Genomic DNA, 12977 nt, shown 5'->3' with positions numbered 1-12977 from the left:
TTAAGCGGTGCGGTTTAACCAAGCCATGTACTCTTTCACGCCTTCGGCGACCGTTTTGAACGGTGCGTCATAGCCGGCAGCGCGCAGCTTGGTCAGATCGGCCTGGGTAAACGCCTGATAGCGGCCCTTTAGCTTTTCTGGGAACGGGATATTTTCTACCGTACCTTTCTGATGGAAGTCGACGACTGCGTCGGCCACGGCCTGGAAGGTTTCCGCCCGGCCAGTGCCGCAGTTGAAGATGCCGGAGACGCCGCTTTTCCAGAACCACAGGTTCACGGCTGCCACGTCGCCAACGTAGATAAAGTCACGCTTGAAGTCTTGGCTGCCGTCGAACAGTTTTGGATTCTCACCGCGGTTGATCTGGTTGTTCAGGTGGAATGCGACGCTGGCCATACCGCCTTTGTGGCCTTCACGTGGGCCGTAAACGTTAAAGTACCGGAAGCCGCAAATTTGTGAGTCGGCTTGCGGTAGGATTTCGCGTACATACTGGTCGAACAGGAATTTGGAATAGCCATAGACGTTCAGCGGCTCTTCGAATTGACGCTCTTCGATAAACTCTTCACGGCCGCCGTAGGTGGCTGCAGACGAGGCGTACAGGAACGGAATCTCACGATCCAGGCAGTAATGCAGCACATCTTTGGAGTACTGATAGTTGTTGTCCATCATGTACTTGCCGTCCCACTCGGTGGTGGACGAACAGGCACCTTCGTGGAAGATTGCATCGATTTCGCCCAGATCGTCACCGGCCACGATATTGGCGATGAAATCTTCTTTGTCGATATAGTCGGCGATGTCGAGATCCACCAGATTGGCGAATTTGGTGCCGTCTTTCAGGTTATCGACCACCAGGATATCGCGATACCCTGTGTCATTCAGCGCTTTAATGATGTTGCTGCCGATCATGCCGGCGCCACCAGTAACGATAATCATTGGGTTACCCCTGTTATTCTGCCCGGTGGGACACGGTGCCCCACGCTCAATGCCGCTTATAATAGCATTTCATGTCGCCGCAAACATCGGACGGGCTCCGAATATCCCGCGATGTCGAGTCCGGCAGCACTTTGCCGTGATATCTGCTGCAATTTTCATATTCTCTCCCGCAGTTTCTCGTCAGTTTGGTTACAAATCAGTAAAATATGTTGAAAACAGACCAATCCTGGAGATAACCGAATGTCCGCGTCTTTTTATCAGCAGTTGGAACAACAACTTGCAACCACCCGTAGCGAAGGGCTGTTCAAAGAAGAGCGCATTATCACCACTGCTCAGCAGGCGGATATTGCCGTTGCTGATGGCCGTCATGTGATTAACTTTTGCGCTAACAACTATCTGGGTTTGGCTAACCACCCGGCGATGATTGCCGCGGCCAAGGCCGGCATGGACAGCCACGGTTTCGGTATGGCATCGGTGCGCTTTATTTGCGGGACTCAGGACAGCCATAAACAGTTGGAGCAAAAGCTGGCTGATTTCCTCGGGATGGAAGACGCTATCTTGTACTCCTCCTGCTTCGATGCTAACGGTGGGTTGTTCGAAACCCTGCTGGGCCCGGAGGATGCCATTATCTCTGATGCGCTGAACCATGCGTCGATCATTGACGGTGTCCGGTTGTGTAAGGCAAAACGTTATCGTTACGCTAATAACGATATGAGCGAATTGGCCGCACAGCTGAAGCAAGCCAAGGCTGACGGTGCACGCCACATCATGATCGCCACCGACGGTGTGTTCTCAATGGACGGCGTGATTGCCAACCTGAAAGGGGTTTGCGATCTGGCGGATCAATACCAGGCGTTGGTGATGGTTGATGATTCCCACGCGGTGGGTTTTGTTGGTGCTCATGGGCGTGGTACTCACGAATATTGCGACGTGATGGGGCGTGTTGACATCATTACCGGCACGTTGGGCAAGGCGCTGGGCGGGGCTTCTGGCGGTTATACCGCGGCGAAGAAAGAGGTGGTGGAATGGCTGCGTCAGCGTTCGCGTCCTTATCTGTTCTCCAACTCGCTGGCGCCGGCGATCGTTGCCGCTTCGATTAAAGTGCTGGAACTGCTGGAGCAGGGCGACGCATTGCGTGATCGTCTGTGGGCCAATGCGAGCCTGTTCCGTGAAAAAATGACCGCGGCAGGCTTTGAGCTGGCCGGGGCCGATCACGCCATCATCCCCGTGATGTTGGGTGAAGCAAAACTGGCGCAGGATTTCGCCAATGCGCTGCTCAAGGAAGGCATTTATGTGACGGGTTTCTTCTATCCGGTGGTGCCGAAAGGCCAGGCGCGCATCCGTACCCAGATGTCCGCCGATCATACCCCGGAGCAAATTGAACGTGCGATTGCGGCGTTCATTCGTATCGGTAAAGATCTTGGCGTTATTGCATAAGGTAAAACCATGAAAGCATTGTCAAAATTGAAAGCGGAAGAAGGGATTTGGATGACCGATGTGCCTCAGCCGGAGCTGGGCCATAACGACATCATGATTAAAATCCGTAAAACTGCGATCTGCGGTACCGATGTTCATATTTATAACTGGGATGAATGGTCGCAGAAAACCATCCCGGTACCTATGGTGGTCGGCCACGAATACGTGGGTGAGGTGGTTGCCATCGGTCAGGAAGTCAAAGGGTTCAACGTCGGTGACCGTGTTTCCGGTGAAGGCCATATCACCTGCGGCCATTGCCGTAACTGCCGTGGCGGCCGTACGCATCTGTGCCGCAACACGACGGGTGTCGGTGTGAACCGTCCCGGTTCGTTTGCTGAATATCTGGTGATCCCGGCGTTTAACGCGTTCAAGATCCCAGACAATATCTCCGATGAGCTGGCGTCTATTTTTGACCCCTTCGGCAATGCGGTGCACACTGCACTGTCATTTGATCTGGTTGGCGAAGATGTGCTGGTTTCCGGTGCTGGGCCGATCGGCATCATGGCCGCAGCCGTGTGTAAACACGTTGGTGCTCGCCATGTGGTGATCACCGATGTTAACGAATACCGTCTGGATTTGGCGCGCAAAATGGGTGTGACCCGTGCGGTAAACGTCAGCAAAGAAAATCTGAACGACGTGATGGCTGAATTGGGCATGACTGAAGGGTTCGACGTGGGGTTGGAAATGTCCGGCGCACCACCGGCATTCCGTTCACTGCTCAACGCGATGAATCACGGTGGCCGCATTGCCATGCTGGGGATTCCGCCGTCTGACATGTCGATCGACTGGAATCAGGTGATCTTCAAAGGGCTGTTTATCAAAGGGATTTATGGCCGCGAGATGTTTGAAACCTGGTACAAGATGGCTGCACTGATCCAGTCTGGTTTGGATCTGACGCCGATTATTACCCATCGTTTCTCTATCGACCAGTTCCAAGAGGGCTTTGACGCCATGCGTTCCGGTCAATCCGGGAAAGTGGTGTTGAGCTGGGATTGATTGTAAAAAAGGCCGGAATCCCGGCCTTTTTTTATGCTTTTGGTTTCGCTGGTGCAGTGTCCGTCCAGCGTTGCCACTGGCGTTTGATGAATGTCCCCGCTGGCGATTGCGCCACGCTTTCACCGATCACGTTAATCACCGTGCTCGCGTTGACTTTTTCTTTCGGCAACTTGACCTTACACTGCTTGATGCCACCGGTGAACGGGTTCTTCGGCTGTGGTTTCGGCTGTTTGACCGGCGGTGGAACATAATTATTGCCGCCGCTGCTGTTGCCCTGTGGTTCGTTGAGCAATGCGCTGGGTTTTACCAGCACGATATCCGCTGGTAGCGTTGGTAGCATTTGCTGCAGCACCTTCACGGTGGCTGGACGCGGGTGACCAATCGCGATGGCCGATCCCGTACGGCGTGCCAAGTCTACCGCACGGTTGAATTGACGTCGGATATCGGCTTCGTTGGCAGTATCGTCCAGGAACACCTTACGCTTGATGACCTTCACGTGCGTTCCGGCCGCCGCTCGGGTAGCTTGGCTGTTACCGATGGTCATGCTGTCGAGGAAATAAAGCTGATAACTGTCGAGTGCCTGCATGACTTTTTGCATGCCTGGCAGGCTAGACGTCATGGCGCTGCCCATATGGTTATTCATACCCACCGCATAGGGCACATTATTAACCGCATTGCGGATAATGCGCTGAATCTCTTCGCTACTCATGGAAGGCTGCAATGTATCACGTTCCAACGGTTGCTTGCTGAGCGGTGCCATTGGCATATGAATCAGCACTTCGCGGCCCTGACTGTGGGCGCGGGTGGCCATCAAACGGGCATGGGGGGCATTAGGCAATACGGCGACTGATATCGCCGTTGGCATTTGCAGTACAGCGCCTTCTTCATGCGGACGATAACCCACGTCGTCGATGACGATGGACAGTTTCCCTGCCTGTGCAGTGCAGACCTGCAACAGACAGCCAATCAGTACGACAGTACGGGTTTTGATATAGCGCAAATCTATCTTCCCAACCACGGTAGTGGGTTAACGGCCTGACCTTGGCGACGAATTTCGAAATAAAGCGATGGTGTGCCCTGACCCCCGCTGGTGCCGACTAAGGCTATCGGTTGACCTGCTCGCACCTGCGCACCGACGTTGACCAGTGCACTTTGGTTATAGCCATACAGGCTCATGTCACCCTTACCGTGTTCGATGACGACAACCAGTCCATAACCTTGCAGCCAGTCGGCCAGCAATACGCGGCCATCGGCGATCGCTTTTACTTCGCTGCCTTCTCTGGCCTCAATGACCATACCTTTCCAGCGTAACTCACCTTGCAGTTGTTCGCCAAAACCGTGCAGGGTGCGGCCGCGTACTGGCCATATTGCTTGCCCGTTTGGTCGGCCCAGGCCGCCGGTTCGGGCCATCAGCGAGCGGTCGGCTTCGCTTGGTTTATAGCTGGTGCCGGTTTTTTTCGCTTGCTGCTCTTTAACACGAACCTGTTCACGTACCTTGGCCGCTTCACGTGCTTCGCGTTCAGCACGAGCACGGGCTTCACGTTCGGCACGCGCAATCTGGTCTCGCATGCGGGTTTCGTTCTGGCGTAGTTCCACCAGACGTTGCTGATCTTTTTCCAGCGAGGCTTCGAGTGCGGTTAGCGTTTTCTTACGTGCGCCGCGTGCCTGCTCCAGCTTTTGCTGCTGTGTTTGTTGCTCGCCTAACAGCGATTTTTGCTGGCCTTGCTTGGCCACTAGCGTTGTTTTCTGCTTCGCCAGTTCGGCACGGGTTTGCTTGAGTTCTTCAATCGTTTTTTGCCGTGCTTCGTTCAGGTAGCCGAAGTAGGCCAAAATACGCTCGCTGCGCTGGCTCTCTTCACCACTAAGAACCAATTGCACTGCGCTGTGCTGGCCTTGTCGGAAGGCGGCATCAAGCTGTTTTGCGAGGATATTCTGCTGGGTGGATTGCTGTTTTTGCAGCTTGGCAATTGAAGCGTTCAAACCGGAAATGTCTTTCCCCAGCTGGTTCAATGTGCCTTGCGTGTCGCGTAACAGGCGGCTTGCCTGTGCGATAGTTTTTTCTTGCTGCTTCAGTTGATCCTGCAAAGAGCTGCGCTGTTGTTGCTGCTGCTTAACCGCCTTTTCTTTCTCGGCGATACTTTGCTGGATGTCTTTGAGTTGGGATTTGTTGTCTTCCGCAGCCTGGCTGGCGAGCGGCAACAACAAGACGCCAGCGTAAAATACGCTGGCGCACATGGTGGTTAACTTCCTTGGCGCAGTGCGTTCAGGCAGCGATTGGCTGCCTGTGTTTGCGCTTCGGGTTACCCTTGATAGTGCAAAAAACGCCTTTTCCCTCATAGGGAAGGATTATTCCACGATGAACAGCGGCTTACCAGTCATCTCTTGCGGGATTTCCATTCCCATCAGTGTCAGCATGGTTGGTGCGATGTCGGAAAGCTTACCCCCATTGACTGCGCTGGCAGGCTTGCCGATGTAAATCAACGGCACGGGCAAGCTGGTGTGGGCGGTATGAGCCTGACCGGTTGCCGGATCACGCATTTGTTCGGCGTTGCCGTGATCGGCGGTGATCAACAGCTGCCCATCGGCGGCCTTAACCGCCTCGACAACCTGAGCGATGCAGTTATCCAGCGTTTCTACCGCTTTCACTGCCGCGTCATAGACGCCGGTGTGCCCCACCATGTCACCATTAGGGTAATTACAGATGATGGCGTCGTATTTGCCGCTGCCAATGGCGCTCAGCAGTTTGTCGGTCAGCTCTGCGGCACTCATTTCAGGTTGCAAATCATAGGTAGCGACCTTCGGTGAATTGACCAGAACCCGATCTTCCCCAGCGAAAGGTTCTTCAACGCCACCGTTATAGAAGAAAGTCACGTGCGCGTATTTTTCGGTTTCCGAGATACGCAGTTGCGTTTTGTCATGCTTCATCAACCATTCGCCGAAGGTGTTGTTCAGCGATGCCGGTGGATAGGCGCAGGGGGTTTTGATATCGGCGGCGTATTCGGTCAGCATGACGAAATCACCAAAGTTGATGACGTTGTCGCGCGGGAACCCGTCGAAATCTGTATTGACGAAGGCGCGAACGATCTGACGTGCGCGATCGGCGCGGAAGTTCATGAAAATCAGTGCGTCGCCGTCATTGAGCTCGGCGGCCGCTTCCCCCGCAGCCTGGAGTACAGTCGGCTTCACGAATTCGTCGTTTTCACCGCGCTGATAGGCCGCCTGCAGGGCAGCAATCGCGTTGTCGGCAACGTATTCGCCCTTGGCCTGAGTCAGCAGGTCATAGGCCAGTTGCACGCGGTCCCAGCGGTTATCACGGTCCATGGCGTAATAGCGGCCAATCAGCGACGCAATGCGCCCGGTACCCAATTTGGCAAAGGCGTCGCTAAAGCGTTGCAGGGAGGTTTCAGCACTGCGTGGCGGGGTATCACGGCCATCCAGGAAAGCGTGCAGATAAACGGCTTTTGCACCGCGCTGTGAGGCCAGTTCAATCATCGCCATAATATGGTCTTCGTGGCTGTGTACACCGCCCGGTGACAATAGCCCCATGATATGCACCGCTTTGCCTGCTTGAACGGCTTTATCGACCGCGGCCGTCAGCGTTGCGTTGGTGAAGAAATCACCTTCTTTTATTTCCTTGTCCAGTCGCGTCAGGTCCTGATAAACAATGCGCCCGGCGCCCAAGTTGACATGACCAACTTCAGAGTTGCCCATTTGGCCGTCAGGCAGGCCGACATCCAGTCCAGACGCGGCGATCAGTGTGTGCGGCTGCTGTTGCCACAGACGATCCATCACCGGTGTTTTTGCGTTCAGAATGGCGTTGTCCTGTTGCTCCTCGCGGTGGCCATAACCGTCCAGAATCACCAGTACCATCGGCTTTTTGTTACTCGACATTGCATTAACCTCGTTATGAACTTCTAAGTTGTGAATAGCCATCAATCCGCGATCGGGTTGATGGCTATTCACCCTCGAAAACTGCCTGATTTTACAACGTGGCCGCTTAAAAAGAGCCCAGAGAGATCAAAGTTGCAGTGAACAAGGCGGCCTTTTATGCTCTGACACCGAGAATTTCTCAGCGTGGCCCGCAGTTTCTGCAATAGCGCTTGCTTATTGGCTGTATTTGCTGCACTCGGCAGGTATACTCTGGAACCTTGAGTTATTTTTTCCCTTAACTGACGGGAGTTGTTATACCCCATGCTGCAAGAAATTATGCAATTCGTTAGCAAGCATCCCATACTGAGCCTGGCCTGGATTGCCCTGCTGGTTGCGGTGATCGTCATGACGTTCAAGAGCCGTTTCTCAAAGGTGAAAGAGATCACCCGTGGTGAAGCCACTCGCCTGATTAATAAAGAAGATGCCGTTGTGGTAGATACCCGCAGCCGTGATGATTTCCGCAGAGGCCACCTGGCCAACGCCATCAACCTGACCGCCAGCGAAATCAAAAGCGGCAGCCTGGGCGAGCTGGAAAAACACAAGGCCCAGCCAATCATCGTGGTTTGTGCCAATGGCACGACCTCCCGTGAACCTGCAGAAAATCTGAGCAAAGCCGGTTTCGAAAACGTCACTACGCTGAAAGACGGCATTGCCGGCTGGAGCGGGGAAAACCTGCCACTGGTGCGCGGTAAGTAATTGTTTAACGTATTTGAGGTGGTAATTCATGGCTAACATTGATATCTACACCAAAGCGACCTGCCCGTTCTGCCATCGCGCCAAAGCGTTGCTGAACAGTAAGGGCGCTGCGTTTAACGAAATCGCCATTGATGGCGATAATGAAAAACGCGAAGCGATGATTGCGCGCAGTGGGCGCACCACCGTGCCTCAGATTTTCATCGATGGCCAACATATCGGCGGCTGCGATGATTTATATGAACTCGATACTCGTGGTGGTCTGGATCCGCTGCTTTAAGCGGGCGGCTGCCGGTTACTGAGTGTCAATAAGGACGTTTAACCAAGGGTATTACACACATGTCAGAACAAAACAGCACAGAGATGGCTTTCCAGATTCAGCGCATTTACACCAAGGATATCTCCTTCGAAGCGCCAAACGCTCCGCAGGTTTTCCAGCAAGAATGGCAGCCGGAAGTTAAACTGGATCTAGATACAGCTTCCAGCCAGTTGGCTGACGAAGTGTATGAAGTTGTACTGCGCGTAACCGTGACTGCATCTCTGGGTGAAGAAACTGCGTTCCTGTGTGAAGTGCAGCAGGCGGGCATCTTCTCCGTAGCGGGCATCGATGGTACGCAGCTGGCGCATTGCCTGGGTGCATACTGCCCGAACATTCTGTTCCCGTATGCACGTGAGTGCATCACCAGCCTGGTTTCTCGCGGTACATTCCCGCAGTTGAACCTGGCACCGGTTAACTTTGACGCGCTGTTCATGAACTATCTGCAACAGCAGGCGGAAGGCGAAGGTGCCGCACCACATCAGGATGCCTGATGAACACCGTCAATGCTTCAATGACCGTTATCGGTGCCGGCTCGTACGGCACCGCATTAGCCATTACGCTGGCGCGTAATGGCCACTCTGTGGTGCTGTGGGGCCATAATCCCGAGCAGATTCAAAAAATGCAGCGCGATCGCTGCAACCAGGCATTTCTTCCCGACGTCGCTTTCCCCGACACGTTATTGCTCGAAGCCGATCTGGCGCACGCGCTGGCTGCCAGCCGCGATGTGCTGGTGGTGGTACCCAGCCATGTGTTCGGCGATGTGCTGCGTCAGTTAAAACCCCATCTGCGCCCGGATGCCCGCATCGTGTGGGCGACCAAGGGGCTGGAAGCGGAAACGGGCCGGTTGTTGCAGGACGTAGCGCGTGAAGCGCTAGGTGATGCTATCCCGCTGGCGGTGGTCTCAGGGCCGACGTTCGCCAAAGAACTGGCTGCGGGTTTGCCGACCGCGATTGCATTGGCCTCCACAGATGCGCAGTTTGCCGAAGATCTGCAACTGTTGCTGCACTGTGGCAAAAGCTTCCGCGTTTACAGCAATCCCGATTTTATCGGTGTACAGCTGGGCGGGGCCGTGAAGAACGTGATTGCCATCGGCGCCGGCATGTCAGACGGCATCGGTTTTGGTGCTAACGCACGTACTGCATTGATTACTCGCGGCCTGACGGAAATGAGCCGCCTCGGCTCGGCTCTGGGGGCTGATCCTTCGACCTTTATGGGCATGGCTGGTCTGGGCGATTTGGTGTTAACCTGCACCGATAATCAATCGCGCAACCGTCGCTTCGGTATTATGCTGGGGCAGGGGAAAGGCGTGCAAGAAGCGCAGGACAGCATCGGCCAGGTTGTCGAAGGCTATCGCAATACCAAAGAGGTATTGGCGTTGGCACAACGCTACGGCGTGGAAATGCCGATTACCGAACAGATTTACCAGGTGTTGTATTGCCATAAAAATGCCCGGGAAGCCGCTCTGAGCCTGTTAGGGCGCACCAGAAAAGATGAAAAGCACAGCGGGTAATTTATAACCCTGTGGCTTAACATTTGACGGGTATAAACCGATATGCTGGGCGGCATGCCGACCCAGCAATTGTTTTGGGCCACTTGATCGCGATGCGATGCGGTGGCCTGTTTTGCAAGGCGGAGAGGAACCCGATGTCGTCAGAAGAGTTAGAGCAGGTCTGGAATAGCATCAAATCAGAGGCGAGAGGGCTGGCTGAATGTGAACCGATGCTGGCTAGCTTTTACCATGCGACGCTGCTCAAGCACGACAATCTGGGGGGCGCACTCAGCTATATTCTGGCAAATAAGCTGGCGAATCCAATTATGCCGGCCATTGCGGTGCGCGAAGTGGTGGAAGACGCCTATTTTGCCGATCAGCAAATGATCGCTTCGGCAGCTCGCGATATTCTGGCGGTGCGCCTACGCGACCCGGCCGTCGATAAATATTCTACCCCTCTGCTGTATCTGAAAGGCTTCCATGCACTGCAAGCCTATCGCATTGGCCACTGGCTCTGGTTGCAAGGGCGACAGGCGCTGGCTATTTATCTACAAAACCAGATTTCGGTCGCCTTTGGCGTGGATATCCATCCGGCCGCCACTATTGGCTGCGGCATCATGCTCGACCACGCTACCGGCATTGTAATCGGTGAAACGGCCGTGGTAGAAAATAACGTGTCTATTCTGCAGTCTGTCACCCTTGGCGGTACCGGGAAAACCAGTGGCGATCGCCATCCGAAGATCCGTGAAGGTGTGATGATTGGCGCCGGTGCTAAAATTCTCGGCAATATCGAAGTGGGTAAAGGCGCAAAAATTGGCGCTGGCTCGGTAGTGCTGCAATCGGTGCCGCCGCATACGACGGCGGCTGGTGTACCAGCACGTCTTGTCGGTCGACCGGAAAGCGATACGCCATCCATGGATATGGATCAGTACTTCAACGGTAACAACCATGGATTTGAGTACGGCGACGGTATTTAACCCTTTCGCATAACACATCAAACAGGGGGAGCTTTGGCTCCCCCTGTGCTTTATTTCTGCGAAGGAAGCTTAGCCCTGTTTCGGGAACGCGACCGTGTCGGCGACCATTTCATCGATTGCGGCTTTGACTTCTTCTTCCGTCACGGGTGCACTGTCATTGCTGACAGTTCTGCCGTAACTCTTGCGTACGACTTCCAGTACGGTCTTGCCGGTATCCTGATCGATCAACTCAGCTTCGAGGAACAGCGTCGTGTTTTGCGTCCGGTGGCCCGTTGCGGCCATGGTGCTGGCAACCACTGCGGCAACCGGCACCACTTCATAGAATTTCATATCTTCATTTTCGGCAGAGACAGCCGTAATCGCCACTTTGGCGATCAATACGCGAGGCCCCGCCGGGCTATTGAGTATGGTTGTGCGCTCGGCTACCGCTTTTCTCAAACTTTTGTCGGTGTAGTGCCTAATTTTGTCTAGCGTCTGTTGGCTGATGCGGGCGTTAGGTTTCGCCTCTGGGTAATAGACTATGGGGGTAAAATAGACACCCCGATAGTTGGATTCTTTAAAGTTAGGATCGATCCAGCGTAGCGTTTTATGGCCGCTTGGTGAGCTGGTTTCCTGCAATTTACTGTAATCAGACAGGAATCCTGAGTACTGCTCTGTTGTTGTTACTTTTGATGCACAACCTGCCAGCAACAGGCCTGCTGCCAGGACCGCTGCGGCAACGCACAAGCGTTGTTTTTTCATACGATTTCCTATGGTGAGTGTCGATAACCCTTACAAAACATAGTTCATTATCTTCGGGCGCAGTGGATGTTTTCAGCGCCGTGTGTGCGATGTTTCAGGCCAGTTTGTTGGGATTGTGATATTTGGCGTGTTTTTTATCTGTGGTACTCAGTGTTTGCGACAGTAAAAGCAATGCTGCCTCTGCATTTTCCTGTGCGATCACAATGGCTGATTGCCATTGTGGCAGTAGCGGCCAGAGATCTTGCTGATGTTCTGCCATCTGGTACCAGACAACATGATCGTGCCAATGGCCGAGGGTGCTTTGCGCCGTTTTCAGGTGGGCGATAGCGTCAGGCGTGATGAGGCGAAATTGGGGGTAGGCATCCACGACATAGCGCAGGTGCTTAACCAAGAGACGTAATCTATGCCGATCGTAATACGAGTCGGCAAGCGCCAGGCGCACTTGTTTTACCTGTTGGGTTATCTGATGGGCTATACGGTGTTTTGTATGCCGATGCTTGGTTATGAGGAACATGTTTAGCCAGGCATGCAGCAGTGTGGGGAGGCGGATAAGTAGCGGTAACGATGTTAAAGCGAGCTTGCGGCTTTGCAGTTCGGTCTTGCGCGTATTGGCCTGCCACGTTAACTGATGCTGATCCAGTTCGGTAATCAGCACTTCCAGATCGCGCATTGGCGTGGTGATTTTCCCCAGCTTGGCAGCGGCATCGTCGAGCTGCGCAACACCCGGAGTGCCGCGCAATGGTCTCAGCAGGCTCCTGAGACGCCGCAGGTTGATACGTACGTCGTGCAGAGCCTCGTGGTCTGTTGCGTCAGGTAAACGCAGCAGCGCTTGATTCAACGCGCTCTCGAGCTTGCGCGCTTGCGTGATAATACTCTTGACCAACACCATGTTGTGTCCCCAGAGAAGTCATCTTTAAAGATTATCCTCCCTGAAGTAGACACTGTCATTGGTTAAGATTTGATCACGGCGCCTGCGTAGTCCAGCTGCCGCCAGGCTTCGTACACCACGACCGCAACGGCGTTAGACAAATTCATGCTGCGACTTTGCGCTTGCATGGGAATGCGAATTTTTTGTTGTGCGGGTAGCGCGTTCAGGATATCAGCAGGCAATCCACGGGTTTCCGGGCCGAATAGCAGGTAGTCGCCGGCTTGATAGCTGACCGCGCTGTGCGCCGGGGTGCCTTTGGTGGTCAGGGCAAACAGCCGTTGAGGATTTTCGCTGGCAATAAAAGCGGCATAGTCGGCATGTCGTCGGATGTTGGCAAATTCATGGTAATCCAGCCCGGCACGACGCAGACGTTTATCATCCCACGGGAAACCCATCGGCTCTATCAGATGCAGTTGAAAGCCGGTATTGGCACACAGGCGGATAATATTGCCCGTGTTAGGTGGAATCTCAGGTTCGAATAAAACAATGTTCAGCATG

At 54.1% G+C, this 12977-nt stretch carries 14 protein-coding genes; 7 read left to right on the top strand and 7 right to left on the bottom strand.

Annotation, left to right across the window (positions count from 1 at the left end):
- Positions 1-930 carry an ADP-glyceromanno-heptose 6-epimerase gene (gene rfaD, locus AC2FC2_RS21765; RefSeq protein WP_209640085.1) on the bottom strand — a complete coding sequence of 310 codons (930 nt, stop codon included), beginning with the start codon at positions 928-930 and terminating at the stop codon, positions 1-3.
- A 240-nt stretch (positions 931-1170) separates the two neighbouring features.
- Here rfaD and kbl point away from each other — a divergent pair, with 240 nt between their 5' ends.
- Together kbl and tdh are read left to right on the top strand one after the other, a co-directional pair.
- Positions 1171-2367, top strand: coding sequence for a glycine C-acetyltransferase (gene kbl / locus AC2FC2_RS21760; protein ID WP_490659897.1), 1197 nt, complete (start codon positions 1171-1173; stop codon positions 2365-2367).
- A 9-nt stretch (positions 2368-2376) separates the two neighbouring features.
- A complete protein-coding gene (tdh, locus tag AC2FC2_RS21755) occupies positions 2377-3402 on the top strand; it encodes an L-threonine 3-dehydrogenase (RefSeq protein WP_037421692.1) in 1026 nt (341 codons plus the stop codon).
- A 31-nt stretch (positions 3403-3433) separates the two neighbouring features.
- Here tdh and AC2FC2_RS21750 read toward each other — a convergent pair whose 3' ends face one another.
- Genes AC2FC2_RS21750 through gpmM form a run of 3 tightly spaced genes read right to left on the bottom strand, consistent with a single transcriptional unit; the run spans position 3434 to position 7293 of the window.
- Positions 3434-4402, bottom strand: coding sequence for a divergent polysaccharide deacetylase family protein (locus AC2FC2_RS21750; protein WP_209640080.1), 969 nt, complete (start codon positions 4400-4402; stop codon positions 3434-3436).
- A 2-nt stretch (positions 4403-4404) separates the two neighbouring features.
- A complete protein-coding gene (envC, locus tag AC2FC2_RS21745; RefSeq protein ID WP_209640077.1) occupies positions 4405-5739 on the bottom strand; it encodes a murein hydrolase activator EnvC in 1335 nt (444 codons plus the stop codon).
- A 9-nt stretch (positions 5740-5748) separates the two neighbouring features.
- On the bottom strand, positions 5749-7293 hold the full coding sequence (gene gpmM / locus AC2FC2_RS21740) for a 2,3-bisphosphoglycerate-independent phosphoglycerate mutase (protein ID WP_490659896.1): 1545 nt from the start codon (positions 7291-7293) through the stop codon (positions 5749-5751).
- Positions 7294-7593: 300 nt separating this feature from the next.
- On the opposite strand from gpmM, the gene AC2FC2_RS21735 reads away from it, so the two are divergent.
- The 5 genes from AC2FC2_RS21735 to cysE all read left to right on the top strand — a co-directional run bounded on the left by AC2FC2_RS21735 (position 7594) and on the right by cysE (position 10810).
- Positions 7594-8028 carry a rhodanese-like domain-containing protein gene (locus AC2FC2_RS21735; RefSeq protein WP_209640071.1) on the top strand — a complete coding sequence of 145 codons (435 nt, stop codon included), beginning with the start codon at positions 7594-7596 and terminating at the stop codon, positions 8026-8028.
- Positions 8029-8056: 28 nt separating this feature from the next.
- On the top strand, positions 8057-8305 hold the full coding sequence (gene grxC / locus AC2FC2_RS21730; protein WP_037421687.1) for a glutaredoxin 3: 249 nt from the start codon (positions 8057-8059) through the stop codon (positions 8303-8305).
- A 59-nt stretch (positions 8306-8364) separates the two neighbouring features.
- A complete protein-coding gene (gene secB / locus AC2FC2_RS21725; protein ID WP_004953255.1) occupies positions 8365-8835 on the top strand; it encodes a protein-export chaperone SecB in 471 nt (156 codons plus the stop codon).
- A complete protein-coding gene (gpsA, locus tag AC2FC2_RS21720; RefSeq protein ID WP_265556750.1) occupies positions 8835-9854 on the top strand; it encodes an NAD(P)H-dependent glycerol-3-phosphate dehydrogenase in 1020 nt (339 codons plus the stop codon). Before secB ends, gpsA begins: the two co-directional genes overlap by 1 nt.
- A 134-nt stretch (positions 9855-9988) precedes the next feature.
- Positions 9989-10810 carry a serine O-acetyltransferase gene (cysE, locus tag AC2FC2_RS21715; protein ID WP_209640065.1) on the top strand — a complete coding sequence of 274 codons (822 nt, stop codon included), beginning with the start codon at positions 9989-9991 and terminating at the stop codon, positions 10808-10810.
- A 69-nt stretch (positions 10811-10879) separates the two neighbouring features.
- On the opposite strand, the gene AC2FC2_RS21710 is transcribed toward cysE, so the two are convergent.
- The 3 genes from AC2FC2_RS21710 to trmL form a co-directional block, all read right to left on the bottom strand.
- Positions 10880-11551, bottom strand: a complete 672-nt coding sequence (locus tag AC2FC2_RS21710) for a DUF3313 domain-containing protein (protein WP_209640062.1) — start codon at positions 11549-11551, stop codon at positions 10880-10882.
- Between the two features lie 94 nt (positions 11552-11645).
- On the bottom strand, positions 11646-12440 hold the full coding sequence (locus AC2FC2_RS21705) for a CHAD domain-containing protein (RefSeq protein ID WP_265556749.1): 795 nt from the start codon (positions 12438-12440) through the stop codon (positions 11646-11648).
- A 62-nt stretch (positions 12441-12502) separates the two neighbouring features.
- Positions 12503-12976: a tRNA (uridine(34)/cytosine(34)/5-carboxymethylaminomethyluridine(34)-2'-O)-methyltransferase TrmL gene (gene trmL / locus AC2FC2_RS21700; RefSeq protein WP_209640056.1), complete on the bottom strand. Its 474-nt coding sequence runs from the start codon at positions 12974-12976 to the stop codon at positions 12503-12505.
- Between the last annotated feature and the right edge of the window lies 1 nt (position 12977).

It is taken from the genome of Serratia sp. CoH_122_TC_1, assembly GCF_058191755.1.
Note: the sequence above shows the minus strand (reverse complement) of the source record. Positions and strands in the feature narration are given on the sequence as shown.